The organism is Actinopolymorpha sp. B17G11, assembly GCF_040196095.1.
Classification (GTDB): domain Bacteria; phylum Actinomycetota; class Actinomycetes; order Propionibacteriales; family Actinopolymorphaceae; genus Thermasporomyces.
In genome coordinates, this window is the sequence record NZ_JBEFTW010000019.1 from 33,466 (window position 1) to 56,042 (window position 22,577).

Here is a 22,577-nt window from a genome sequence, read left to right on the forward strand (position 1 = left end):
ATTACCCCTGCAGAGGGAAGGCGCGCAAGCGTTGCAAGGGAGGTAACACCATGACCACGACCACCGCCACAGTAGAGCGCGTACTACCAGCGCGAACCGAGATCGAAGCCGCCGACGAGGTACTCCCGCACATTCGTGACTACCTTCACCGGCACAAGTCCGACGAAATGGTCCATATGAAGGTCGAAGATGGGAGCGAGACGCTTGAAGTGCCGCGTGCGGCTGTGCTCTTGCTTGCCCGCATCCTCGCCCACATGGCCGCCGGGCGAGGCGTGTCCGTCATCCCGGTCCACGCCGAGCTCACCACGCAGCAGGCCGCCGACATGCTCAACGTGTCCCGGCCCTTCCTGATCGGCCTCCTTGAGGCCGGCGAGATCGACTACACGAAGGTAGGCAGCCATCGGCGAGTCCGTGCGGAATCCCTCCTGAACTACCGTCGCCAGGATGACGAGGCGCGCAGGAAGGCTGCCGACGAGCTCTCCAAGCTGTCGCGAGAGCTAGGGGTATGACAGATGTCGTTCGTCGTCGTCTACGACGCGGACGTGCTCTATAAGAGCAGCGTCCGCGATCTGCTCATCCGGATAGCCGAGTCTGGCCTGATCCAGGCGAAGTGGACTCATGCGATCCTCGACGAGACGTTCGACAGCATCCGCAAGAACAGGCCCGACCTGAACCCCGACCAGCTTGCCCGAACACGTGAGCTGATGCTCAGAGGGGTCCGGGACTGCCTGGTGCTCGACTACGAACCCTTGATCGAGGCGGTCAGCCTGCCGGATCCAAATGACCGGCACGTGCTGGCCGCCGCGATCAAGGCCCGCGCACAGGTGATCGTCACCTTCAACCTGCGCGACTTCCCGGCCCCGGCTCTCAGCCGCTGGAACGTGGAAGCAATCCATCCCGACAACTTCGTTCTCGACCAGATCGACCTGGAGAAGGGTGTCGTCTACGGCGCCGTCCAGCAGATGGCCGATGCGTGGGCCGATGGCACCACGGTGGACGAGGTTCTCGCCAGCCTGGAGCGAGACGGGCTTGTCGAGTCCGTCGCTGCACTCCGCTTCTAGAGCGCCCACGCGTCCTCGTCGTACTCCGGCGCCGTCGGGCGAGTCGGCATCGCCCCACACATCTCCCGGCCACGCTCGGCAGCCTCATCCGCCGAATCGGTCCACTCCCCCGCCGGCAACCCGAGGTACTCCCGGAGGCCTCGACACTGCGACGCCAGCATCCGCTGATCCAGCCAGCCGTCGGCGATCGCCTGGAGCGCCATCTCAACCGTGTCGTCGACCCGCCCCCTCGGCACCCGCTCGAGGATGCCGGCGCCAATCCCGGCGTACAGCACGTCGGCGATCCGGAACCGGTTCACCATCCGCGGCGAGGCGTAGTGACGCGACCGGTAGAGCCGGTCCTGCACGTCGGCGTACGACTCTCCGGGGCTCGCAGCGAGGATCGTGTCCTTCCCGTCGGCACGTTCCCCCCGTCTCACCCGGTCCGGGCCCTCCAGCAGCGGAGCCAGCAGGTGATCGTTGATCGCGGCGCGCCAGCTGCCGTCGCCGTTGTAGATGCCGGCCTCGCCTGACTCCGCCACGTGGGCGACGATCGCGGCCACAGCGTCGTCCAGGTCGTGACGGCGGGCCCCGGTGGGGATCTCGTAGCCGCCGACCGCCTGGTTGTACCGCTTCTGCCCGCCCACCCCCTCATGATGCACGAACGCGCGTTCGATCAGGTCTCCAAGTCCAAGTCGAGCGGCACCTCTTCCGGGGCTATGTCCCTCACGCGGAGCACCCGGACGGCGTGTCGCCACCTGCGGCCCTGATCGGTTGCGATGTCGGCGCGGATCTCAACCACAACCAGAGGTTGAACCCTCGTGTAGCGGGTCGGCTTCGACCTCCAGTTGACCGTGAGCTGATCCGGCCACGGGTGATCGGCGGCGGCTGCTCGGGTCAGCATCGGGCCGATGAGCTTCGCCTGAGCGTCGGTGAGCTGGGTGGTGCGGCCGGCGTAGTGCAGGCGGCCAGTGTCTGAGGCGTAGCGGCCGAGCAGCAGCGCCGCCGGCCGACGCAGACTCCCCGTGACCCCGCCGACCACAGCCTCGGTCGTCTGCCTTGCCTTCAGCTTCAACCAAGATCGCCCCGGGAGGTAAAGCGAGCCTGCCGGCTTGATGACCAGGCCCTCGACGCCGACCTTCGGCATCTCCTCCAGCCAGACGGCGGCGAGCTCCGAGTCATCGGTCTGCATGCTGAGGGTCAGCGGCGACCCGGCGGGGATCCGGCGGAACAACTCCCTGAGCAACTTCAGGCGAGCCCTGAGCGGGGTCCGGCGCAGATCCCTGCCACCGGTCTCGAGCACGTCGAACACCACGTAGTGAGCGGGGGTGGTCACGGCGAGGTCGGCGGCTCGCCCACGGCCGGCGTACCTCCGCTGAACGGCCGCGAAGTCCAGCCGGCCACGTGACCAACAGACGATCTCCCCATCCAGCCAGGTACCGGCAGGGATGCTCGCATATAAGGGGCCGATGATGTCGGGGAACGCCTCGTCCAGCAGGGTCCCGCGGCGCGAGTACAGGTGCACCCCGCTGGAGTCGTCCACGCGGGCAAGACAGCGGTAACCGTCATATTTCGGCTGGTAGAAGGTCGAGCCGGGGCGTCCCGGCGGGGGCATCCGTTCGATGCTCCTGGCCAGCACAGGTTCGACCGGCGCAGGGATGCGCACCCCCGCATGATGCCTACTCGGCCACCCTCCCCGGCAGGCGGGATCGCACGCGGTTCCCGCGCGGCGACCTCGGGCTTTCCCGCTGGCCGCCGGCATGATCTAGGGCATGACCACATTCGAACCCACCGCAGCCACCACCGTTGAGCTGGTCAGGCTGGCCGTACGCACACTCCGGGCATCGACCGAGCCAGGAGACAAGAACTACGAGAAGGTCGCCAACATGACCCCCCACCAGGCGGTCGCCGAGGCGGCGAAGTTCATCGAGGAGGAGCTCGACCGTCCCGTGACTCGCCAAAACCCTCTTGTCTGGGAGGTCGGCCTCAGCCCCGGCGGGACCCAGCTCGAGATATACCGATCTCAGCCCTTTTCTGACAAGGGACGGGGGATCGTCCTGCCGCTCGACATTCCGCTATCGCGGATAGTCGGTGAGGTCGAGCGCCATCAGGCTGTGGAGGAGTTCCTCAGCTGGTAGCGCGCTTCCTCTTCACTCGCCCACCCGCCCAGGTACACGTGCGGCCTCCATGGCGCGCGTCGCCCGATCCATCAGCGCCTCGAAACCGATCTCACCCGTCACCCAGACGTCGATCTCGACCTCGTCCTGCTCGTACGCCAGCCGCACCGTCGGCTTCGCCAAGGTGAGATCAGGCGTGGTGACGTCGACGCCCGGCATCTTCTCCTGCGCCTCACGCATCAGCCGACGCCGCTCCTCGAAGGAGCCGTCTCCCACTCTCAGTACCAGCCCATCAGTAGCTCCCGAACAGGTCGACGAGTTGGTCACGGACCTTGTCGTCGGACTCTTCGCCCCGGTCCCGAAGCAGGCGTACGAACGCCGCCTCGGACTCCGACCGGCCGGCTGCCGTCGCGAACTGGACGGCCATTCCGCGGGCGACGTCCGGCTCGATCGTGACGGTTTCGCCACCCCATCGGATCACGACTACGGGGTTCCCGCCGGGCAGGTCGACGGCGGACTGGACAACGAGGTTCAGGCTGGACGACGGTTCGCTCATGGCCGAGTCCAGTGCTTTCATGGCGCGGTCCTGCTCCGCGTCAGGTGTGGTGGGTGCGGCATCGGTCATGGGCTGCACAGTGCCGATTTGCCCTACCTACCGTCTACCGCTGCGCAGTGTTTGCACACGTCTTCGTGGACGCCCTGGTCGTCGATGTGGAGGTCGCGGCGGTGGTAGAAGCCGAAGCAGATGCAGCACATGACCTGCCCGTCCGTGAGCCGGGTGAGGTCGACGCGGGTTCCTCCCCCGCGCAGGGGGACCCGGATGAAGTCTGCTGGCATCTGAGCGGTTACACCGCCTCGGCGTGGTCTTCCGTGGGAGTCATGACCAGCTGCCCCGGAATCGGGCCCTCCTGCTGCTTCCGGGCCTCATCGAGCCACCTGCGGATGGACGACTTGCGCGGTGGCGTGTGGGAGTGCCACCAGTCGTCGTCGCTCACCCCGGCGGCTGTCCGTGACTGCGTGATCTGGGAGCGGAGGTAGACGGCCATCGGAACGCCGTGCATGCCCGCGAGGCGGCGCAGCTCCGCCCGTTCCTCCGAGGACAGGCGAACCTTGAACTCGGTGCGCAGCTCGGTCTCGGTCACGGTTCCCTCCTGGTGATGTGCACCTCGAGCTTCGGCGTCTTCACACCCGGCTCAATCCTGTACCGCATGTCCGGCCCCGTGACGTGGGTGTAGTCATCCTCGGCGATCGTCCCCCGCACGAAGTACCGGTGCCGCTTCTTGCCCACCTTGTGGAACCGGTGGCGATCCCGGATGCCGTCGACTACCGCCTTAGCGGTGTTCTGCCAGTTCGCAGGGTCACGCTTGAGCCGGTCCGGGACGATGATGTACGCGGTGATGTGGACGTGGCCCTCGATCCTCGGGACCCTGGCGGCCTTCACCGCCCAAGCCGCGGCCTCCTGCCACTGCTGGACGAGCCGATTCTCGGCAAACCGGTTCCGCCGGTCGTTGGCGTTGAGCCACTCCGCCGGCCCGGTCACCGTGAAGATGTAGACATCGGCGCCATACACGGGCGCTGTCTCAGCGTCGTAGATCATGGCTGCGGGGTCTCCGTTTCGTGGTGGTGACCCGGGTCGCTCTACCCGGGAATCGTGAAGGGGAGCCCGCCTTACCGTCTCGGGCTCCCCACGTCACGCGCTGCGCTGACGCACCCTCTGCGCGATCGCGCCCTCAGTCACGCCCATCAGGTCCGCGACCGCCCGGCGAGTCCAACTGAACTCGCCGATCAGCCGGTTCGCGACCACGTCACGCACCGGCCGCACCGCGTCGATGCGCGCCTCGGCCTGCGCAACCTTCCCCGCAGCCTCGACGAGCTTCTTCGCCGCGCCACGCACAACCTTCGCGCCGCCAGCGGCCAGGGCCTCCTGCCGCATCCGGACGAAGTAGCTCCGGTTGAACCCGGCCACCCCGTAGACGCCGCGTACACCGTCGTTCAGGGCGAGCGACAGGGCCGCCGCGTCCCGCACCGGCCGGTACTCCTCGATCGCGCGGAGCGCTGCCTTCCGGATCCGCCCCAGCTTCTTCGCCGCAGCCTCGAGCTCGGCTTCCCCGGCGTCGGCGGTGACGAGATCCGCGACCTGCCGCTCGACATAGCGGTTCTCGCGGGCCTGGATCTCCTCCCTGTCGAGCGTCGGGGGACGCTCACCCTTCGGGGGACGTCCGGCCAGGGTCGCGCCTGGTCCTGTGCGGCGCTGCGCTGCCGCCAAAGTGTCCGCCATGTCGTCTCATCTCCTTCCGGGAACGGGCACACGACAACCGTTGTGGTGTCAATCCGTAATAGTAGACCGGCTGCGGGCCCAATTGGTGAACGTGTCGCACCTGAGTTGGCATTCCTGGCCGTGCGACGCTTGCCAGGCGACACGATCACACCTATTCCGGAGGAACTCGACCGTGATCCCAGCCCCACCCGGCCGCTACGTGGCCCACTACATGCACCCAGACCAAGACGGCGACCGGACGAAACCGGTCCTCGCGTTCAGCGACGACGGGGACGCCCTCGTGCTCGACGAGATGCAAGGGAGGCTCGTCCCCGCGGCGTCCGCCTTCGTACGGCACGAGTTCAGGTTCGTCCGCGAGGCCACGGGCAGCAGCCGACCCCTGGTGGCGATCGCCCCAGCAGGCGGCTGGATGGTCCAGTACACCGACAAGAGCGACGGCGAGAAGTGGGCGACTCCACTCGCCGGTTGGGGACTCACACCCGCCGGGGATGTTGTCCCACTGGAGACAGACGCGGATGGCGTCACAAGCGAGGCTGGTGACCTCGGCGACGTCACGGCCCACTTCTACCACCCCGACCAGGTCGGCATGGGCGACGTTCCGCAGCCAAAGCCGACGGGGCGGCCGCGCCCGATGCAGCGCCCCTGACATCAGCGGCCGCGAACCCACCGCCGCAGGTCTCTCCTCACGAGGGCCCTGCGGCGGTTCTCATTCCAGCGACCCACGCGAGGGGGATTATGCGGGACCAAGCCACTCGTGGAGGGCTACTCGCACATCCTCCGGGAGGTCATCCGCGCTTGGGGTTTCCATCTCGTCGAACAGCGGGACCCGCGCCACCGTGATCTCGTAGACGGCGTTCCCACTGCCGGAGTCCGACACAACCCGCGTCACCGACGTCACCACGCCACCGCCTTCATAGTCGTCAGAACAGCCCGACCATCGCCAGCAGGCGTTCGCGCCAGGTCACAGGTGGCCAATGGATCTCGTCGAGAGGGTCGGCCCCGCATCGCTGACACCGGGCGCGGCCCGTGTACTCATCCGGCCGTGGCCAGCCGACTCCGGTCGTGGGTGGCGGGGGCGGCATGTGGGGCGGGTGGTGCCTCATGGCTTCCACTCCTCGCGGTAGTCAGGATGGGCGGCGTACGGCAGGGCGAGCAGCTTGAGCACAGGTGTAAGCGCACCCTCCCGGATCACGTCCACGATCTCGTCCGGTGGGTAGGCGTCCCGACCGCCCTTGGTGTCGTCAAGCGCCCACGCGACGATGCCCCGCTTCGACTCGCACTCGGCGAGGACCCGCGCCGGGGCCCAGTTGACGATGTGCCAGCCGTTCCCGTCGGCTTCCTGCTCGACCACTGGACGCCGAATCCGACGGTCGATCTTGTTCGGCTCCGGGTCGTAGTGCATGCCGAGTATCTCGACGGTCTCGTCGCAGACGCGGCCACCGCCAACCCCGTCAACGTCCTGGTACTCCCACCGGCCGTGGGAAGCTGCGTTCGCTTTGGCCTCGTCGTCGTCGATGCGGGCGAGAAGGAAGTCGGCGAGGGTCACCGATGCCGCCTCCCCTCGATGCTGGCACGCACCTCAGCAACCCTCGCCATGTCCGGCGCCTCGTACGGCATACCAGTAGGCTCCATGATCGCCTGATAGACGCCTTCCTCCAGCAGCCCAATCTGGATCCTGCTCCAGTGGGTCGGTCGACCGGTGGCGATGGTCATGCGGACGATCCGCCGCGTCAGGTCGTTGCACTGCAAGGTCCACGTGCCAGGCGACATGGCATACCTGCGGGCATGCTCCAGGTCGTCCCACAGTGAGGCAAGCTCGGCGTCGTAGGCGTCGGCATCTGTCGTGCCGATGCTTTCCTCGACGGCGCCAGCGGCGTACTGGGCGGCGTACTGATCGTGCGGCTTGGCGTCCTCAGCCATCGGGGTGTGCCTCTCGGTGGGGTGGGAGTGGCATCTGCAGGTGAACGTCTCGAACGGGAATCCGGGCGGCACCGGTCGCAGCATCAGGCAGTCTGGCCGATGGGATGTCTTACCGTCGCGGCTCACGCGGTCAGTGTGCCGCGCGACGCGGACGACGCCGTGTAGACCTCGGTCCGGATCCCGGCCTTCTCGGCGAGCTCGACACAGCCCGACGCGCCGCGGGAACCGTCGAGGATGAACGCCAGACACAGGTCCGCACCCTTGGCCACCATCGCCGCGTTGCGCAGAGGGCCCGCCTTCACCCCCAGGTGCCGCCAGTCCGCCGGATACGGCTCGTCCGGGATGTGCGCATGCCGCGTACACCACAAGTGCGCGATCCAGTCCGCTGACACCAGCGGCCGCACCCCCGTCTCACGGTCGATCTCCGGGTAGCAGGCGCCATGCACAACCACGGTCGGGTTCGCGTCCTCCAACGCGGCACCGATCGTCTCCCAGTCCGTCCAGTTGCGGGACCCGGTGACGAGGACCCGCCGCACCGGCACGGCGGGCCCTACCTGGACGGCCTTCTTCTCGGCGAGCGCCTTCCGAATGTCCTCCCGCGCCCGCCGCGCGTACATGCGGGCCGCGTTCCCCTCGCCCGGGTCCCAGTCGTCGCCGCTCACAGCAGCCCCCTGGACGCCGCCATCCCGATCAGGAGACCGAGCAGGGCAGCCAGAATCGCGGAGCCGTACTGCCATCCCGGGGACGGCGGCCGCGCGTTGGGGGCACTCACGCGACCACCTCCGGTTTGTAGTCCGGCAGGGGGGTGACGTTGCCCTGGTGGTCGAGCAGGCACCACCCGTAGACGGCGTGGAAGATCGGCACCGTCGCCGGGTCGACGGTGCTGTTCGTCGGGATCGTCAGTCCGAGGGCCCGTGCATTCGGGTACTTTCCCTCCGTCACAAGCCCGTGGTCGCCAGTCGTCCCGGACCCGCAGATCAGGACGAGGAATGCGCGGGAGTTGATCGCCTTGCCGGCCTCACCTGGGCGACCGCCCATACCCCGGTTCTTCCGGTGGTGCCAGCTGTAACCCAGGTGCCCCGGCAGCTCCGTCACATGTCGCCCGCAGCACACACAGCGGCCCTGGTCACGCTCGAAAACATCCCACCGGGTCATCGCATCCGGACCCGTATCCCTGCGGGCCCTACCCGCCGACGGGGCGGCCGTTGTCGCCTTCCTCTGCATCGGCGCGGCCGGCTGCAGCCGCTTCCTCCGAACCAGCCGCGTCGTCGTCTCGAGCATCGCCGTGCGGCGCAACTGGGAGGCGCCACGGCTCAGGGGGGTACGTCGAAGCATCGTGCTCAGGTCCCTTCTCTGTGGTGTGGCGGTCGCTCTGCCGCCTTTGACGGTGCGCTGCGTGAACGGCTTGTGTCGCGTTGTCAGGGTCTAGACGGCTGCCAGGTGACGCACCCGGGGCTTCGCCTCGCGCACTGCGAGGACGGCGAGGCGCACAACGTCGTGCAGCTCGTCGTAGAAGGCGGGCGTCACCATGTCGCGCGGGTCGTCCGGGTAGCGGATCTCCGCCGCGTGGTCCGGGAACAACGGGCTGATGTCGGGGAACGCCGGCACGGGGTCGTACAGGCCGGGTTCCAGGCAGGCGCCCTGCGCACGCACCTGTATCGCATCCCCCAGGGGGGTGATCGTGACCATCCACTCCCCTCCCTCCGGGTAGCCGGGCGTGGTCTCGAAGTGGGGGAAGATCCGGCCGGGCATGCGTAGCGGCCAGTCGGGGTGGGTGCGGAACAGGACGAGGGTCGTGGCTGCGGCGAGCTCGCTGCGGGTGATGTGGCTCATCGGGCGTCGGCTCCTTCGGGGTCGGTCTGGTGGGCGTAGGTGCGGTAGTCGACGCCGAAGAGGCGCCAGGCGGCGAGCTTCCACAGGACGCGGGCGTGGATGAGGCCGGCGACCGTCCAGAGCTGCCAGTCGTCAGGGCCGGCGTGGATCGCGCGTGCGGCGTTGACGATCGCGAGCACAGCGGCGACCGCGCCGACCATGCGGACGACACGGATGGTGCGGGACGTGCCCCAGAACGGGTTGAGGGTGGACAGGGCCCATGTGAGGGCGCCTGTCCAGAGGATCAGGTGGACCATGGCGGATTCGCTCCTTCAGCGTGCTTCGTATTCGGCGGGGTCGTTCTTGGTGGGGTCGTAGGCGGCTGCCCTGGCGGCGGCCTTGGCCTTCCATGCCGGAACCGGCTGGGTGGGCGTCTCCGGGGTGCGCAGAGGCTCCCCAGGGGGCGTAGCGGCGCCGTCCGGGTCATCTGCATCCCGGTCCGGGTTCACGGCACGCCACACGGCCGGCACGAGCCGCCCAAGGGCGAACACGTGCATGCAGCCGGCGATGGCGAACCAGTGGCCGATGTCGGGGGCCCACCCGAGGCGGATCACCTGCAGGCAGGCGGCGAAGCAGGCGAGCGCGAGCAGCGCCGTGGCGGCTCGTTTCAGGGTCGGGGCTTTCGGTGGCGGGTTGCCGTATCCGATCGCGAGGGTCAGCAGTGCGGCCGTGGTGAGACCGGCGATGGCGGCGGTTTGGAGCATGGGTCGGGTTCTCCTCCCTGTCAGGCGGTTGCGTCGAGTCGTAGGGCGGTCTGGTGGGGGTCCTCTGCGCCTTTGGGGTGCCGTAGGCCGTTGAGGGTGGTCTCGCGCCAGGTGAGGGCGTAGGTGAGGCAGTTGCGGCAGTCCTCGGCGGCGTGGGTGCAGTCGGGGAGCCGGATCTGGCGCCGTCGGGCACCGAATGACCACGCCAACGAGTCGGCGCTCTCCAGGAGGTGGCCGTAGCGGGTGAACCCGGCCCGCTTGACGCCGAATCCGTGCATCCGGATGCCCATGCCGTGCAGCGCGGTCACGATGGCGCCAATCTCGGCGGTTGCCTCCCTGCGGCACACCGACCCGAGGCCGACCAGCGGCTCGTCGGCCAGGTCGATGCCGGCGGCGGCGTACGCCTCGACGTGGCGGGCGTAGTCGGCGAGCTGCCAGCCCTGCAGGACGGGAATCCAGGGCACGTGCGGGAACTCGCGGGTCAGGTAGAGGTAGTTCTCGACCGTCAGCTCTTGGTGGATCTCGACCGAGAGTCCGGTCTTGGCGACGATCCACGGCTCACACATCCAGTCCTGCGGCGCGACGAACCGGGGCGGGCCCATGTCGAGCATGAACCGGGTGATCATGCCGCCGTACTCGTCCTCGCTGAGCGTCCACATGCCGTGCTTGGACAGTTCGGTGAAGCCGCCCGAGTCGATGGCGTACGGGGTGTACGGGCGTGGCATGTCCTCGCCGCGTCGGCGGTAGGCGGCGAGCCTCTGCGCGGCGATGAACAGCGGCACGGGGGCCGTTTCGAGCCAGCGGGGTTGGTGGCATCCGAGGTAGAACGCGACTCGACGCGCGGGGTCGCCGTCGGGTCGCCGGTCGCGGGTCCAGTCGGTCAGGTGGGGTACGCCTGCGGCGCGAGCGGCGGCCTGCTGCGGCCTGTCGTCGACGGGGTCCGGCCGGCGGGGGGCGGGCAGGACGACGTCGACCCTGGGGGCCCGTGCGGGCCGTTCCAGGGGGGCGACGTCGAACAGGGTCCCTGTCATGGGCGGGGCGCCACGTCGAACCGGACGGTGCGGCCAGAGACACGCACCAGGACGGCTGTGACGCCACGTGCGGCAAGCCGGTCGATGCGGCGCGTGGTGAGTCGGTGGTGCCAGAGCGGGGCCGTCCAGCCGTGGCCGGGGCGGCAGATGCCGACGATTCGGAGCGCGGCGCCGGTTGGGGTGCCGTAGAGCGCGGAGAGGTGCGCGAGGGCGGCTCCGGGGACGGGTGCGGTGTTCGCCATGCTGCTGCTCCGTTCTGCGTGGTTGGCCCGGTCGCTCTACCGGGCGTGGGTGGCGCTGTGACGCGGTTTCAGGCGGCTGTGCGGGTGCGGTGGGCGTTGTGGGCCAGTCGGGCGTCGATGGTGGCTGTGATGACTCGTCCAGCGGTTGTCAGGTCGTCACGGGTCAGGACGCGGGCCGCGATGTCGCGCGCTTCGCGTAGGTGGCGGGATCCGGTGTCGACGGTGGCGGGTTCGCCGTCGAAGAAGAGTCGGATGTGCCAGCGGCCGGGGGCGGCCTGCCAGACGTTGGCGGAGACGCGCGGCTCGGCGTGGTTGCGGGCGCACCAGAGGACGACGCGGGTGGCGCTTGTGCGGCGGCGCCATCGGATGGCTGCGGTCGCGGTCATGTCGGCCGACTCCCTTCGGGGCGGTTGGGCTAGGGCTTGCCGGTGGTCTGCACGTTGTAGCGGTGGAGCCATAGCTCGTCCTCGACGGAGCGGCGGGTCGCTCCCCCGGTGCGGGACTCCCAGCCGCATGAGCAGGTGACGTCGTATCCGGGCCATGAGCCGCGCATGCGGGCTTCCTTCCGGATGCGGGTGCGCCGTCCGTCGTTGTCGAACACGTAGACCCACCAGGTGGCGCGGTGCGCCTTCAGCGTGGCCGTCGTGATGCGGCTTGCCATGGCGGGTGCTCCCTTCGGGGCGGTGGGTTGGCGGGGGGCCCGTGTCGGGCCGGTGGGGGCTGCCGGTCCGACACGGGGGCTTTCAGAGGCGGTGGATCGTCAGGTCGTCGCGGGGGCGGGAGTCGTGCGCGACCAGGTGGTCAACCTCGCGGACCGCTTCGGCGTACCCGAAGCAGCCGACCGAGACCAAGCCGCCGCGTCCCGCGTCCCAAACGCCGTACTCGACGTTGGTGTCGGGCTTGGCGAGCGGTTCGGCGGGCCCGCATCCGACGGAACCCTCGAACGGCTCCAAGTACTGCGCGCGGTGTGCTTCGCATGCGTAGTTGGTGGTCGTGAAGCCGCCGGACGTGTCGGTCTGGGAGTGCGTGGCGGGCGTCGGTGTGTCGAGCGGGCACCAGTCGCAAAGGATCGGGGTGAGGGTCGTGACGGCCATGAGTCAGGCTCCGTTCTGCGGTCTGCCGGTCGCTCTACCGGCGGTGTGCTGTGGTTGGTGTCACGCGGGGGGCCCGGAGTCGAGTCGCGGACCCCCCGCGCAAGTATCAGGACGTCATGAGGCAGGCGCGCGACCAGTCGATGCCGTTCGCGGCGAGGACGTCAGCCGGGTCCGGCCGGCCGGGCATCGGCGCGAACCGGCCTGCGGCGGATTGCAAGACGCGCTCCCCGATCCAGCCGGCGTCAGCGGCGGCTGCCTTCAGCGCTTCGACCTTCGCGAAGTGCTCGGCGGCCATACCGCGAGCGGCCTCGGCGAGCGGCGAGAGGACTTCCTCCAGCTCTTCCAGCGCCCAGCGGCCTTCGACGGTGAGCCGGTCGACGTAGCCGTCGGCGATCGCCTTCGCGAGCGGGATGGACACGTTGAAGTGCGCGACCTTGTCGCGGTACATCTCGGGCATCCAGCGCTCGATCAGTCGGACGTCGGCTTCGGTCTGCTCGGCGCGGGCCCGGAGGGTCATCTTCGCCATGGTGACCTGCTTTCTTGCGGTTTCCCCGGTCGCTCTGTCCGGGGTGCTGACTGGTACAACCCCGACAGTAGTCGGTGTACGTTTCCTAGTCCAGGGGAATCGCCGAACTGCCTCGAACCAATTTCGGCCCGAGGCAATCCAACGGCGTGCGAGCTACTGCCGGGCGAGCTGCCGGACGGTCTGCAGGTGCGACAGGCGGCGCGTGCCGGCGGCATCGGTGACGTTCCCGCCGACGAACCGGCCCGACGCAACGCCGACCCGGATCACACCGAACACGGCGGCGTCGCCCTGGCGGCCGTTGTCGAATGCGACCTCGACCGCGGCGCGGTGCGCGGCATGCTCGGTCACGGTGAACCCAGCGGCGCGCAAGCCGTCCAGGACGCGGCACACGGCCGTTGTGGCGGTCACAGGTCGGCGCCCGGGGTGACGTGCTCGCGCTCGGCGCGGACCCGGTCGCCCTCGCGGAACGCGGCGGCGAAGTGGTCGGCCATGCCGGCGAGCTGCTGCAGGTTCGGCGGTACCCGGTTCGGCACGGGCGGCTGCGGCATCGGCGCGTGCCTACCGTCCCGGGCCTTCGGGCAGCGGCTCCCGTCGTACGCGGCCGGGTCGTACCAGCCGCCCGCGAACATGTCGCGCTCGATACCGGCACCGCACGCGGCGCACTCCTCGCTCGGGTTCATCGGGGCTCCTATCTCGTGGTGCCCGGTCGCTCCGCCGGGCGGTCGGTCTGGCTGAACTGCCACGGGCGGAACCCTCCCGGGGGAGAGTCCGCCCGAAGCGGCTCGGTCAGCAGTGGGGGCTGTAGTACTCCATGTCCAGCCAGCCGCCACCAAGCGCGGGAAGGTGGCCATCAGAGATCAGGGCCCGGCCGCAGTGGCGGCACGTGCCGCGACGCTTGGACCGGGCAGACACCGGCTCGTGCGGCACGTCCCGGCGAGGGTCGATCACGTCACGGATCACGGCGAGCCGTGCAAGGTCCTCGTACCGGTAGCGCGGGTCGGTGATGACGAAGTTGAGGATGCGGCACAGGACGTCACGCTCGCGGGCGGTCAGGTCGCGCGTCTGGGGTGCGTTGCTGCCGTCGTAGGCGTCGTCGCCGGGGATGTCGCCGGCCGCGCTCATGAGTTCAGCGAGGGATGTCTCGGTGTCCGTCGTCGCCATGATGGTTCCCTTCTCGGTGGTGCCGGGTCGCTCTCCCCGGCGAGGTTGGCTGAACTTCCACGGTGGGGCCCCGAAGGGCCCGCCCGAAGCGGTTCAGTCAGGCGTACGGGTCGCGCTTGGCGAGCCTCTCGACGTCGGCCAGGCGGCGAAGCTTCAAGTCACGCTTCCTCCGAATGCCGATCTGCGCCCGCCCGCCCACGTACTTGCCGTGCTGTGCACGGACCCGGATGTGCCCGACGATCGAGCCGACCGGGTACTCGCCGTTGTTGTCGAACGAAAACCTGATCTCACCGTTCTGCGGGGCGTGCTCCACCACGCTGTAGCCGGCGCGGCGTAGCGCGTCCAGGGCCTTCTGAACGTCGGGTGTGACTGCTGCAGCCATGGGGGCGTCTCCTTCGCGTGTGGTTGTCGGGTCGCTCTCGCCCAACCAAGACACACAGTAGCAGGTATACGATTCCGCGCAAGACGAACCGCCCAACGCGCGCGCGAATACCGGTCAAACAACTACAACATCCGCCCGATGTCGCTTCGCGGTCTTTCTCCCTCTCTCTCGGGTCAGGGGTGGACGGTGGCGTTGGCTACCTGTCCGCATGTGCGGCATAGGGGGTCGGTGTGCATCCGGTGGCTTTGGTCGCCTGGTTCGTACTCGTGTCGGGTGGTGCGGGCGTTGCGGCCGAGTTGCCGAGCCACGTCCAGGGCTTTCGCGCGCTGCGTCTCCTTGTCTCGGTCGAGCGTGATGTCTTGGTCGAGTCGGTAGACGCGGCGGCGTGGTCGCCCGTCCACCAGGACCTTGACGTTCACCCGGTCGCGGCGGACTCCGACGCGGAGGACGTACGCGCCGTCTGCGAGCCACCTGCCGTCGGTGAGGTTGCGGGCCTTGATGGTGTCTGTCATGCGGGTCTCCCGGTGTGTCGTAGGGGTGGGGTCGACTGCTACGGGTCTCATGCGTCGTCAGGGCGGACCTTGCCGACGACGTGTCGGCAGTCGTCCCAGCGGCAGACTCGGGCGTGGATGTCGGCTACCCAGACCAGTGCGCTGCCGCGTCCACAGCTCGGGCAGCGGCGGGCGTTGGCGGAGTTGATGCGGGCTGTGGTCTGCTCCACTCGCTTCGGGTCGGGCGTGCGTCCAGTCTTGCGCGTGGTCATGCGGTCCTCCGGTCGGTGCGGAACGTGGCTCGGGGTGGGAGGGTGGCGGCCGAGACTGTGATGCCCATGGCTCGGTGGGTGCGGGGCGGGTCGCCTCCTGTGGCGTCGCACAGGTCGCATCCGGTCGGGTGGGGCTCGTGGTAGACGGGCGGGAATAGCTTCGCCAGGTGGCGCATGTAGCGGCGGTGTTGGCGGGCCCGTGCGTTCTTGGTCTTCACGACGCTCCCCCCAGTGCGCGGACCTTGGCGAGCAGCTCGGTGTACGCGCGGGCGATCTCGTCCCGCTGTTCCCGCAGGACTGCCGGGTCGGTGTCGTCGGCGTCCAGGTGGCCGGCGGCGACCATGGCGTCGATGACGGACACTCCGTACGCCTGCGCGAACGCTCGGACTGTCGCGGGCTTCGGGGTGGAGTGGCGCCACCGCATGATCGTGGACGGGGAGCGGCCGACGGTGCGGCCGATCGCGTAGAAGGACGCACCTTCGGTGACGATCTGGACGTAGTTCCACCATGTCCATGTGGTCATCGGGTCACGCTCCCAACCGGGAGGTAGATGCCGGCGCACGGCGGGAAGTACTCCGCGCCTGACTCGTCCTGCTCCTCGTCGTAGTCGACACGGCCGCAGGTGAGGCCAGGGTCGGAGTTGGACTCGTCGCCGCAGGTGTCGCACCGGACAGGGCCGGCGGGCTGGGGTGTGAACCGGGCGATCTCGACACCGGCGGGTGTCGTGAGCCGGTAGATGCCGGCGTCGACGGTGACGGTCAGCGGCACCAGCTCGGCGCCGTCGTTGCGGGCGTAGACGTTGGCCGGCGGCTCCCACTCGTGGTGGGCCGCGTCGGCGTAGGCGGAGGCCAGGTTGTGCGGGAAGCCGGTACGGACCTCGCCGTCCTGGAAGTACGTCCACGCCAGGGTGGGCACGTCGGGGTCGGCGTCGCGGGTGTACGACTCCATCCCGTCCGACTGCGCCGGAGTCTCGGCCGGGGCGGCGGGCGCAGGTTCCGGCCGGTCGACGATGTAGAACGCCTGGCCGGGGTAGCGGTTGCGCCACATGCGCACCTGCTCAACCAGGGCATCCCACGTCGTGGTGTCGCGGGTGTGCGTGGTCGTCAGGCGGGTGACGGGGATCGTCTCGCGGGTGCCGGTCTCGCTCACCAGGACGGTGGCGCCTTCCGCGAACGCTCGGCCCGCGTCGTGGAACGTGGCTCGGCGGGCGTGGCCGGTGATCTCGTTCAGGGCGGTCATGTCGGTACCTCTTTCGGTGTGGTGTGCCCGCTCGCTCTGGCGGGCCCGTGGGATGTCGTACGGGTGGTTCAGTGGGTCGGTCAGTCGCCGTCGGATGCGATGTAGACGACTGCAGCCGAGTCGAACGATGCGGGCTCGTCGGTGTCGCGGTCGGCACCCTCGTGCCAGACCAGGACGTCACCGTCCGGTGCGATCTCGACGCCGTCGACCTCGCACCAGGCGGCCGGGTCGGTCGGGTCGCATCCGCCGGGGGCGTACCTGTCACCGGAGCAAAGGCCGTCGGCGGTGTCCTCGTAGTAGGTCGCGGGCGTGGCAGGCCCGCCGTCGGGGTAGTTCTCGAAGTGCTTCACGACTGCGGCGCGGGCCCGGTCGAGCATGGCCAGCATGGCGTCGCGGTCGCCCTCCAGGGCGATGCCATCACCGTTCTCGGTGGCGATCACGAGAGTGTTGCCGTCGGCGTACTGGCCATCGGGGGCCCGCTCGGTCTGGATGAGCAGCTCGGCGCTGGCGCCGGCGGCGCTTCCCCATTCGATGTGGTTGCTCACGTTGGTGCCTTCCTGCGTGGTGGTTGTGGTCCGGTTCGCACGATCCGGGCGGTACATACGACACAGTAGCCGGTATACGATTCTCGGTCAATCTGAACGCGGAAAGCGGGCCCACCAATCTCGGCGGGCCCGCTTTCGGTGGGTCAGATGTCGATGGTCTGGAAACCCTCGTACTCGTTGTCGGTGTACGCGGCGAGCAACCCGAGAGTCTTGTTCACCCCTTGGGCGAACCGCTCGAACGCGGCGACGTCCTCCCGGGACAGGTACGGGAACCACGTGGCGCTGTGCTTGTCCCACTGCCGGAACGTCACGCCGAGGATCCGACGTGACCCGTCCTTGTCCTCGACTACAGCGTCGGCGGACACCTCAACATCGTCGGTCGCGGGGTTCCGTGCCCCACGGGTGAGCAGCGCCGTCGCGTCCGGGTAGGCGGCGCGCACCTGGTCGAGCACTCGGCGGTGGTACAACTCGGCAAGCCTGAGCGCGGTGTCCTGGTGCGCCTGGTGCGCTGCCATCAGTTCGTCGTCGGTGACGGGCCCGGGGTCCGCCGGCTGCGGCGCGGTGTCGTCGTGGAAGGCGTAGACGGTGTCGTCGTGGGCGAACGACGTTGGGCGGACCTCGACGTTGTTGTGGACCAGGACGTACCCGTCGCGGATCTCCACCGAGCGGGCCGAGCGCCACTGCGCCGGGTCGGACAGGTCGACATCGCTCGGCGCGTAGTCGGTGCCGGGCTTGAGGTAGCGGGCGGGGATCTCGACGATCGTCACGACCGGTGCCGGCGCGTCCAGCGGGGCGGGCTTGGCGTGCGCCTCGCGGAAGGTGCCGATGTGGTCGATCTCGGGGTGGCATTCGATCGCCATGATGGTCGCGACCCCTTCGGCGACGACGGTGGTCGGTGCGTCGATGGTGATGGCGTCGGTGTGCTCGGTGCTGATCTCGACGGTGAAGCGTGGCATGAGTGTGCCTCCTGGCGGCTTGTGGTTCTCCCGGTCGCTCGATCCGGGGCGGTACAGGTGAGACAGTAGCCGGTATACGTTTCTGGTGCAAAGCGAACCGCGAAAGTGGACCCCGCGAATCTCGCAGGGCCCTCCCCCCTCGCGGTCGGTCTACGCCGGCCGGAACACGTCCGGGCGTGCGGCCTTCCACTCGACCCAATGGCGGCTCGGCGCGTCGTCCGGGATGAACGTGCAGACGCGGCGGTCGAGCAGCTCGCCCAGCGTGAACGGGCCCTCGGTGCGCTCGATGTAGCCGGGGAACGGTGGTGTGGGCACGAACAGGGGCCCGTCGCGCCATGAGATGCGGCGGTAGCTCCAATCGCCCTCGGCGTACTTGTGGAACACGACCGTGTTGTGCCTGGCGATGGCGTCGAGCGGCTTCTCCAGCATCTCCGCCTCGGCGGACCCGGTGTAGAGCCAGCCTCCGGACCGCACGTACTCGATGTACGACGCGAGGATCGCGGCCTCGGCGTAGGTCGGGCGTGCCTCGCTGTCCCGGTCCAACGCGGCCAGGTAGTAGAAGCGCGGGTGCGATCCGGTCACGGGGATGCGCAGTGCGGTCAGCGGGTCGTTGCGGTCGGCGTCGTCGGCCTGGCCGTCGTAGTCGGTGAACGGCCAGGCGTGCGTGGTGTCTGTCATTTCGTTCCCCCGGTCTTGAGTCGTGTGGGTCGAATCGGGAACAGCGTCAACGGGTGCATGTGGCCCGGCGCTGCCCATGCCCGGCACCGGTAGCAGGTGGTGCGGTCGTCCGCTTCCAGCCGGCCGAGCTGCTCGTCGGCGTCCTCACGGACAAGGGTGGCGGCGAGCTCGCGGTCGGCGAGGTTGGCGTACCGGTCGCCCATCGGTCAGACCTCCCTGAGCTTCGCGGCGGCGATAGCTGCCGTGGCTTCACGGCTGCCGGTGTCCGGGTCGTGCTCGCACCGGTAGGCGTGGAGTGTGACCGTGGCGCCGTTGCCGGCGGTCTCGGTGATGCACTCCCCACGCAGGAGAGGGCGTAGATCGTCCTCGGAGAGGTTGTAGACGTTCAGCGTCTCGGGCATCGGGTTCGTTCTCCCTCGTGTGGCTCGGCGTCGCTCGGCGCCGGGTGGGGCCCGCGTCGCGCGGGCCCCGGGTCGGTTGTGTGGATCAGTAGCTGATCGCGCGGCGGCCGGAGACCTGACCCCCGCCCATGTTCGCGTTCCGGCCGGCGGCGTGCCCTGCGAAGCCGCCGGAACCGGACCTGCTGACTCCCGTCCGCCGGGTGTTCGGGTAGACCTCGCGCATCGCCCGCTGTGCCAGCGCCTTCCGGTCTGTGAGCACCATGGCTGCCGAACGGCCGTCCCGGGTGGTTGTCGTCGCCCGCGCCGTCGCCTCGCGCTCTGCACCTTCCAGCCGTTCCTTGACGCCCATCGCGAAGCCGGAGAGGAACGACCGCTTGAACGCGGCCTTGCTCTCCCCGCGACGGGGCGTCGCCATCGCCATGGCGTGCTGGGACTGGACCAGCAGCGACGTCCACAGCATGTCGACCTGCTCCAGGTCGGTGGTGTGGCCGAAGAGGTGCACGAAGAGTTGCTTGCCGTCCTCCGTCATCGTCGGCTTCCACAGGTGGCTGCATCGCAGTGCGTCGGCGATGCACACCAGGAGGAGGGCCTTGTCGCTGGCGAACGGGCCGGGGACGTGGACCAGGCGGTTGTCGACGTGGTCGTGGGCGCCGGCCGGGGCGACCGTGGCGGCGTCGATGGAGTACTTCGCCATGAGGATGGCGGCCTTGCGTGTGCATTCCTCCGCTTCGGCGGGGGTCGCTGCCGGATCCTCGGCGAGGGCGAGCATCTTGCGGACTCGCTCCAGCATGGCGGCGCGCTTGTCGGCGATCGGGGCGGTGTTGGTGGTCATGGCGTGCCTTCCTGTTCGTGGTTTGCGGTTGCCGGCTTCGCTCGATGCCGGGTGGTGGGCCCGCTCGGTGCGGGCCCACCGTGGTCTGTCAGTCGATGGTGGCCCATGCGGCGATGCCGCAGGGAAGGCAGTAGCGGGTCCCGCTCTGGTACGCGGCCGCTTCGCCGAGGTACTCGATGTACCGGTCGCCGGGCAGGATGTCGCCGGTGCACTGCATGACGTTGGCGCGGTGGTTCGGGTTGGGAACGGCCTCCGGCTCGGCGGTGGTGTACCAGCCGATCGCCTCGTCGGTGTCGGCGTCGCGGTGTGAGACGGTGCCGACCTTGACCCGTGCCGCCTCTGCGGCATCCGCCTCGGTGCCGTAGCTGTCGCTGTAGCCGGTCCAGTCGTCGATGCCGTCGGCCTGGTTGACCGAGTTCTTGGTGCGGATCCGCCAGTACCGGATCTCGTCGGCGGTGACGCACCGGTACCGGTTGCGGGCGGTGCGGTAGACGGTCGCACCCGGGTACTGGAGGGTTGGCTCGCTCATGCGGCGCTCCTGGCGGTGAGGTCGGCCAGGATGCGGGCGTGGTTGCGGCGCCGCCGGGCGGGCTTGGTGCGGGCGCTGCGGATGTGGTTGCCGCGGGCTGCGAGGCTGCCGGCGTTCCGCAGGACGACGCGGCCGTTGGGCGCGTAGATGGTCGCGCCTCCGACGCCGTAGACCTCTCGCCATGCGTCGATGAGTCGGTACGGGGTGCCGTCGCGGTGCGCGATGTAGTGCATCGGCCCGAGGGTGAAGGTGTATCCGGTCACGGTGACCTCTTCCGGTTGTGGTTGGCGGCTCGCTCGTTGCCGCACTACACGAGACAGTAGCGGGTATACGGTTTCGGCGCAACCGGAACACGGAAACGGGCCCGGAATCCCTCCCCGGGCCCGTCTCACGTCTCGGCGAGCTACGCCGACGCTTCGGCCGTCTCCTTCGCGGCCTCCGCCGCTGCCAGCAGCTTCGCCATCTCCTCAGCAGACTTGCGGCCTGACACGTCGTCGTACTTGATCGTGTCGTTCCACGAGTACTCGCGGTTCGCCTGCGTCACGAGGCGACCCCACCCGGACGGAACCGTCACGCTCTTGGGGTTGACCCGCAGAACCTCCCGCCAGCTACCACGGGACCGAACGAAGTCGCCGACCTTGAAGTCGGCCTTGGACCACACCTTCACGCCCTCCTCTTCGAGGGTGGCGACGTGCTTCCTCCAGTGCGCGATCTGCTCCGTCAGGTGCTCGATCTCGCCGAGGATGCGGCCACGGTCGGCGCCGGTCGCCGGCTTAGACCACGGGCCCGCCGTGCCGTCCAGTGCCCGCTGGAACCTGCCCAGGTCGGCCGTCAGGCGCTCGATCCGGCGGAGGGTGACCGGTACGGAGTCCCGGTGTGCCTGGCTCGCGCGGGACGCCTCTGCACGGTGGGCGGCTTCCCTCGACTCGTTGTCGGCGTCGACGGATGCGCGCATGGCCCGGTTGGACCGGTCGATGGCCCGCAGGTGGCCGGGTGCCGAGTAGTGGTCAGCGAGGACGGGTTGACCGACGGGGATGCCCTTGACGGCATCACGGGATCGGGCGTACGCGGCGTCCGACTCGGCGGCCTTGCGGTCGGCCTTGTCCTCCAGCGCGTCTTGCCGGGACTCGAGCGAGGCTGCGCGGTCGGCCTCAACCTCGGCGGTGGCCCGGTATTCGCGCTCGATCTGGACGTCGACGTCGAAGCCGGCGGCGCGGAGCTTCTCGACTGCGGCGTCGATCGCCCACATGCGGGGGGCCCGGTCGCGGCTGCCCTTGATGTACCAGGCGCCGTTAACGCCGATGCCGCGAGAGAAAGTGAACCGTCCGGCGTCCCGCAGGATCTTGCCGGCATGGTCGCCGCGCTCAGTGCCCAGCGCGAGGGTTCCATCCTCGGGGGTGTGGGTGATGGTGATGGTGTTCACTGCTGCCTTCTCTCGCGGTTGTGGTTGGTGCCGGTCGCTCTGCCGGCTGGTGTGTGGTCCGGGCGGACCCTGCGTCGGGCCGGACTCCGGAGAGGCTGGCCCGCACAGGCATGGCGCCCGGGGTCACTTGGCGGTGATCGCCTCGACGCGCTTCTCCAGCCGGTCGGCTGCCTCGTAGAACGCGTCGCCGTAGCCGATGTCCTCGAACCCCTCATAGCTGTCGGGAGTGTTGTTGCAGCCGTAGCGGCGGCAGACGCGCTCACACTCGTGGTCGGGGTCGTACTCCTGGCGGTCGTACGCGGCCTTGGCTTCGGCGCGCAGGTCGGCGACGAGCTGGGTCAGCATGGCGTGAGCGGAGTCGCCCTCGGGCCACTCGGGCGCGGGAATCGGACCCTCGACCGGAATCAGGTCCGGGTCGCTCCAGCGGTCGCCCGCGGTGAGTCGGTAGACGACACCGTCGATGAGGAACTCATCGCCGGGCTCGGCGTCCCACTCCAGCCCGGCGGCCTTGTTGCGGGCCGACTCGGCGCCCGTGCCGCCGTGGTTGTCGATGACGGAGGCCATCGGGAACGTGTAGACGTACGGGCCCGGCTCCATCGGGCGGCCTGCCTTGCGGCGGCACGTGCCGTTGGCGTCGACGTAGCCGATCGCGAGTCGCACGGTGTGGCCCTGGTAGGCGGAGTAGGTGCGGATGACGTTCGGGGAGTCCCAGCGGCCGACCTTGTTATACCGGTCGGGGACCAGGGTGATGGTGTGCATTGCAACCTCGCTTCTGTGTGGTGCCGGCTCGCTCTGGCCGGACAACTGCGACAGTAGCTGGTATACGGTTGTGGCGCAAGGGAAC

45 protein-coding genes are annotated in these 22,577 nt (G+C 69.1%); 4 read left to right on the plus strand and 41 right to left on the minus strand.

Translation table 11 applies throughout. The features are described from left to right. Positions 1-50 precede the first annotated feature (50 nt). Together ABN028_RS19390 and ABN028_RS19395 are read left to right on the plus strand one after the other, a co-directional pair. The gene (locus tag ABN028_RS19390) at positions 51-509 is read left to right on the plus strand and encodes a helix-turn-helix domain-containing protein (RefSeq protein WP_349697553.1); all 459 of its coding nucleotides are present in this window, start codon (positions 51-53) and stop codon (positions 507-509) included. A 3-nt stretch (positions 510-512) separates the two neighbouring features. Further along, positions 513-1,061 carry a VapC50 family PIN domain-containing toxin gene (locus ABN028_RS19395; RefSeq protein WP_349697554.1) on the plus strand — a complete coding sequence of 183 codons (549 nt, stop codon included), beginning with the start codon at positions 513-515 and terminating at the stop codon, positions 1,059-1,061. On the opposite strand, the gene ABN028_RS19400 is transcribed toward ABN028_RS19395, so the two are convergent. Continuing rightward, positions 1,058-1,687: a hypothetical protein gene (locus ABN028_RS19400; RefSeq protein ID WP_349697555.1), complete on the minus strand. Its 630-nt coding sequence runs from the start codon at positions 1,685-1,687 to the stop codon at positions 1,058-1,060. The two genes, ABN028_RS19395 and ABN028_RS19400, sit on opposite strands and share 4 nt — an antisense overlap. A 29-nt stretch (positions 1,688-1,716) precedes the next feature. Beyond that, positions 1,717-2,706 (minus strand): ATP-dependent DNA ligase, encoded by a 990-nt coding sequence (locus tag ABN028_RS19405; protein ID WP_349697556.1) that lies wholly within the window; start codon positions 2,704-2,706, stop codon positions 1,717-1,719. A 106-nt stretch (positions 2,707-2,812) separates the two neighbouring features. On the opposite strand from ABN028_RS19405, the gene ABN028_RS19410 reads away from it, so the two are divergent. Next, positions 2,813-3,178 (plus strand): hypothetical protein, encoded by a 366-nt coding sequence (locus ABN028_RS19410; RefSeq protein ID WP_349697557.1) that lies wholly within the window; start codon positions 2,813-2,815, stop codon positions 3,176-3,178. Positions 3,179-3,190: 12 nt separating this feature from the next. Here ABN028_RS19410 and ABN028_RS19415 read toward each other — a convergent pair whose 3' ends face one another. From ABN028_RS19415 to ABN028_RS19440, 6 genes are all read right to left on the minus strand, one after another. Next, positions 3,191-3,397: a hypothetical protein gene (locus ABN028_RS19415; RefSeq protein ID WP_349697558.1), complete on the minus strand. Its 207-nt coding sequence runs from the start codon at positions 3,395-3,397 to the stop codon at positions 3,191-3,193. A 52-nt stretch (positions 3,398-3,449) separates the two neighbouring features. Continuing rightward, positions 3,450-3,782 carry a hypothetical protein gene (locus ABN028_RS19420; RefSeq protein ID WP_349697559.1) on the minus strand — a complete coding sequence of 111 codons (333 nt, stop codon included), beginning with the start codon at positions 3,780-3,782 and terminating at the stop codon, positions 3,450-3,452. A gap of 23 nt (positions 3,783-3,805) precedes the next feature. Next, the gene (locus tag ABN028_RS19425) at positions 3,806-3,994 is read right to left on the minus strand and encodes a hypothetical protein (protein WP_349697560.1); all 189 of its coding nucleotides are present in this window, start codon (positions 3,992-3,994) and stop codon (positions 3,806-3,808) included. Positions 3,995-4,002: 8 nt separating this feature from the next. Next, positions 4,003-4,299 (minus strand): hypothetical protein, encoded by a 297-nt coding sequence (locus ABN028_RS19430; protein ID WP_349697561.1) that lies wholly within the window; start codon positions 4,297-4,299, stop codon positions 4,003-4,005. Then, the gene (locus tag ABN028_RS19435) at positions 4,296-4,754 is read right to left on the minus strand and encodes a hypothetical protein (protein WP_349697562.1); all 459 of its coding nucleotides are present in this window, start codon (positions 4,752-4,754) and stop codon (positions 4,296-4,298) included. Before ABN028_RS19435 ends, ABN028_RS19430 begins: the two co-directional genes overlap by 4 nt. Before the next feature lie 93 nt (positions 4,755-4,847). Then, positions 4,848-5,435, minus strand: coding sequence for a hypothetical protein (locus tag ABN028_RS19440; RefSeq protein ID WP_349697563.1), 588 nt, complete (start codon positions 5,433-5,435; stop codon positions 4,848-4,850). A 172-nt stretch (positions 5,436-5,607) separates the two neighbouring features. Here ABN028_RS19440 and ABN028_RS19445 point away from each other — a divergent pair, with 172 nt between their 5' ends. Then, the gene (locus ABN028_RS19445) at positions 5,608-6,081 is read left to right on the plus strand and encodes a hypothetical protein (protein ID WP_349697564.1); all 474 of its coding nucleotides are present in this window, start codon (positions 5,608-5,610) and stop codon (positions 6,079-6,081) included. Between the two features lie 87 nt (positions 6,082-6,168). On the opposite strand, the gene ABN028_RS19450 is transcribed toward ABN028_RS19445, so the two are convergent. The 33 genes from ABN028_RS19450 to ABN028_RS19610 all read right to left on the minus strand — a co-directional run bounded on the left by ABN028_RS19450 (position 6,169) and on the right by ABN028_RS19610 (position 22,492). Further along, positions 6,169-6,324, minus strand: coding sequence for a hypothetical protein (locus tag ABN028_RS19450; RefSeq protein ID WP_349697565.1), 156 nt, complete (start codon positions 6,322-6,324; stop codon positions 6,169-6,171). Between the two features lie 210 nt (positions 6,325-6,534). Then, on the minus strand, positions 6,535-6,981 hold the full coding sequence (locus ABN028_RS19455; RefSeq protein WP_349697566.1) for a DUF6221 family protein: 447 nt from the start codon (positions 6,979-6,981) through the stop codon (positions 6,535-6,537). Further along, entirely contained in the window at positions 6,978-7,481 is a 504-nt protein-coding gene (locus ABN028_RS19460; RefSeq protein WP_349697567.1) for a hypothetical protein, read from the minus strand. Before ABN028_RS19460 ends, ABN028_RS19455 begins: the two co-directional genes overlap by 4 nt. Further along, positions 7,478-8,017: a hypothetical protein gene (locus ABN028_RS19465; protein WP_349697568.1), complete on the minus strand. Its 540-nt coding sequence runs from the start codon at positions 8,015-8,017 to the stop codon at positions 7,478-7,480. Before ABN028_RS19465 ends, ABN028_RS19460 begins: the two co-directional genes overlap by 4 nt. Before the next feature lie 106 nt (positions 8,018-8,123). Continuing rightward, complete coding sequence (locus ABN028_RS19470; protein WP_349697569.1) at positions 8,124-8,393, minus strand: hypothetical protein; 270 nt, start codon at positions 8,391-8,393, stop codon at positions 8,124-8,126. Positions 8,394-8,780: 387 nt separating this feature from the next. Beyond that, entirely contained in the window at positions 8,781-9,188 is a 408-nt protein-coding gene (locus ABN028_RS19475; RefSeq protein WP_349697570.1) for a hypothetical protein, read from the minus strand. Further along, entirely contained in the window at positions 9,185-9,484 is a 300-nt protein-coding gene (locus ABN028_RS19480) for a hypothetical protein (protein ID WP_349697571.1), read from the minus strand. The genes ABN028_RS19475 and ABN028_RS19480 overlap by 4 nt, the downstream gene beginning before the upstream one ends. Positions 9,485-9,499: 15 nt before the next feature. Beyond that, entirely contained in the window at positions 9,500-9,931 is a 432-nt protein-coding gene (locus tag ABN028_RS19485; RefSeq protein WP_349697572.1) for a hypothetical protein, read from the minus strand. A 20-nt stretch (positions 9,932-9,951) separates the two neighbouring features. Beyond that, on the minus strand, positions 9,952-10,962 hold the full coding sequence (locus tag ABN028_RS19490; protein ID WP_349697573.1) for a deazapurine DNA modification protein DpdA family protein: 1,011 nt from the start codon (positions 10,960-10,962) through the stop codon (positions 9,952-9,954). Further along, positions 10,959-11,204: a hypothetical protein gene (locus tag ABN028_RS19495; RefSeq protein ID WP_349697574.1), complete on the minus strand. Its 246-nt coding sequence runs from the start codon at positions 11,202-11,204 to the stop codon at positions 10,959-10,961. Before ABN028_RS19495 ends, ABN028_RS19490 begins: the two co-directional genes overlap by 4 nt. 68 nt (positions 11,205-11,272) lie before the next feature. After that, a complete protein-coding gene (locus ABN028_RS19500) occupies positions 11,273-11,590 on the minus strand; it encodes a hypothetical protein (protein ID WP_349697575.1) in 318 nt (105 codons plus the stop codon). A gap of 29 nt (positions 11,591-11,619) precedes the next feature. Then, complete coding sequence (locus tag ABN028_RS19505) at positions 11,620-11,865, minus strand: hypothetical protein (protein WP_349697576.1); 246 nt, start codon at positions 11,863-11,865, stop codon at positions 11,620-11,622. Positions 11,866-11,947: 82 nt separating this feature from the next. Continuing rightward, positions 11,948-12,298: a hypothetical protein gene (locus tag ABN028_RS19510; RefSeq protein WP_349697577.1), complete on the minus strand. Its 351-nt coding sequence runs from the start codon at positions 12,296-12,298 to the stop codon at positions 11,948-11,950. Positions 12,299-12,404: 106 nt separating this feature from the next. Continuing rightward, the gene (locus ABN028_RS19515; RefSeq protein ID WP_349697578.1) at positions 12,405-12,824 is read right to left on the minus strand and encodes a hypothetical protein; all 420 of its coding nucleotides are present in this window, start codon (positions 12,822-12,824) and stop codon (positions 12,405-12,407) included. 153 nt (positions 12,825-12,977) lie between these two features. Further along, positions 12,978-13,232, minus strand: a complete 255-nt coding sequence (locus ABN028_RS19520) for a hypothetical protein (RefSeq protein ID WP_349697579.1) — start codon at positions 13,230-13,232, stop codon at positions 12,978-12,980. Further along, positions 13,229-13,504, minus strand: a complete 276-nt coding sequence (locus ABN028_RS19525) for a hypothetical protein (protein WP_349697580.1) — start codon at positions 13,502-13,504, stop codon at positions 13,229-13,231. Before ABN028_RS19525 ends, ABN028_RS19520 begins: the two co-directional genes overlap by 4 nt. A 106-nt stretch (positions 13,505-13,610) precedes the next feature. Beyond that, complete coding sequence (locus ABN028_RS19530) at positions 13,611-13,985, minus strand: hypothetical protein (RefSeq protein ID WP_349697581.1); 375 nt, start codon at positions 13,983-13,985, stop codon at positions 13,611-13,613. Positions 13,986-14,082: 97 nt separating this feature from the next. Further along, on the minus strand, positions 14,083-14,367 hold the full coding sequence (locus ABN028_RS19535; RefSeq protein ID WP_349697582.1) for a hypothetical protein: 285 nt from the start codon (positions 14,365-14,367) through the stop codon (positions 14,083-14,085). 173 nt (positions 14,368-14,540) lie between these two features. Beyond that, entirely contained in the window at positions 14,541-14,879 is a 339-nt protein-coding gene (locus ABN028_RS19540) for a hypothetical protein (RefSeq protein WP_349697583.1), read from the minus strand. Between the two features lie 47 nt (positions 14,880-14,926). Next, positions 14,927-15,130, minus strand: coding sequence for a hypothetical protein (locus ABN028_RS19545; protein ID WP_349697584.1), 204 nt, complete (start codon positions 15,128-15,130; stop codon positions 14,927-14,929). After that, complete coding sequence (locus ABN028_RS19550) at positions 15,127-15,348, minus strand: hypothetical protein (protein ID WP_349697585.1); 222 nt, start codon at positions 15,346-15,348, stop codon at positions 15,127-15,129. Before ABN028_RS19550 ends, ABN028_RS19545 begins: the two co-directional genes overlap by 4 nt. Then, positions 15,345-15,653 (minus strand): helix-turn-helix domain-containing protein, encoded by a 309-nt coding sequence (locus ABN028_RS19555; protein ID WP_349697586.1) that lies wholly within the window; start codon positions 15,651-15,653, stop codon positions 15,345-15,347. The genes ABN028_RS19550 and ABN028_RS19555 overlap by 4 nt, the downstream gene beginning before the upstream one ends. Further along, positions 15,650-16,369 carry a hypothetical protein gene (locus ABN028_RS19560; RefSeq protein WP_349697587.1) on the minus strand — a complete coding sequence of 240 codons (720 nt, stop codon included), beginning with the start codon at positions 16,367-16,369 and terminating at the stop codon, positions 15,650-15,652. Before ABN028_RS19560 ends, ABN028_RS19555 begins: the two co-directional genes overlap by 4 nt. 80 nt (positions 16,370-16,449) lie before the next feature. Further along, on the minus strand, positions 16,450-16,914 hold the full coding sequence (locus ABN028_RS19565; RefSeq protein ID WP_349697588.1) for a hypothetical protein: 465 nt from the start codon (positions 16,912-16,914) through the stop codon (positions 16,450-16,452). 143 nt (positions 16,915-17,057) lie between these two features. Beyond that, the gene (locus ABN028_RS19570) at positions 17,058-17,870 is read right to left on the minus strand and encodes a hypothetical protein (RefSeq protein ID WP_349697589.1); all 813 of its coding nucleotides are present in this window, start codon (positions 17,868-17,870) and stop codon (positions 17,058-17,060) included. 150 nt (positions 17,871-18,020) lie between these two features. Next, entirely contained in the window at positions 18,021-18,548 is a 528-nt protein-coding gene (locus ABN028_RS19575; protein ID WP_349697590.1) for a hypothetical protein, read from the minus strand. Next, positions 18,545-18,751, minus strand: coding sequence for a hypothetical protein (locus ABN028_RS19580; protein ID WP_349697591.1), 207 nt, complete (start codon positions 18,749-18,751; stop codon positions 18,545-18,547). Before ABN028_RS19580 ends, ABN028_RS19575 begins: the two co-directional genes overlap by 4 nt. Before the next feature lie 3 nt (positions 18,752-18,754). Then, the gene (locus ABN028_RS19585; RefSeq protein ID WP_349697592.1) at positions 18,755-18,949 is read right to left on the minus strand and encodes a hypothetical protein; all 195 of its coding nucleotides are present in this window, start codon (positions 18,947-18,949) and stop codon (positions 18,755-18,757) included. A gap of 85 nt (positions 18,950-19,034) precedes the next feature. Then, positions 19,035-19,781, minus strand: coding sequence for a DUF2786 domain-containing protein (locus ABN028_RS19590; RefSeq protein WP_349697593.1), 747 nt, complete (start codon positions 19,779-19,781; stop codon positions 19,035-19,037). 88 nt (positions 19,782-19,869) lie between these two features. Next, entirely contained in the window at positions 19,870-20,310 is a 441-nt protein-coding gene (locus ABN028_RS19595) for a hypothetical protein (RefSeq protein ID WP_349697594.1), read from the minus strand. Further along, on the minus strand, positions 20,307-20,573 hold the full coding sequence (locus tag ABN028_RS19600) for a hypothetical protein (RefSeq protein WP_349697595.1): 267 nt from the start codon (positions 20,571-20,573) through the stop codon (positions 20,307-20,309). The genes ABN028_RS19595 and ABN028_RS19600 overlap by 4 nt, the downstream gene beginning before the upstream one ends. Before the next feature lie 140 nt (positions 20,574-20,713). Next, on the minus strand, positions 20,714-21,733 hold the full coding sequence (locus ABN028_RS19605; RefSeq protein WP_349697596.1) for a DUF3560 domain-containing protein: 1,020 nt from the start codon (positions 21,731-21,733) through the stop codon (positions 20,714-20,716). Between the two features lie 123 nt (positions 21,734-21,856). Further along, a complete protein-coding gene (locus ABN028_RS19610; protein ID WP_349697597.1) occupies positions 21,857-22,492 on the minus strand; it encodes a hypothetical protein in 636 nt (211 codons plus the stop codon). Positions 22,493-22,577 lie beyond the last annotated feature (85 nt).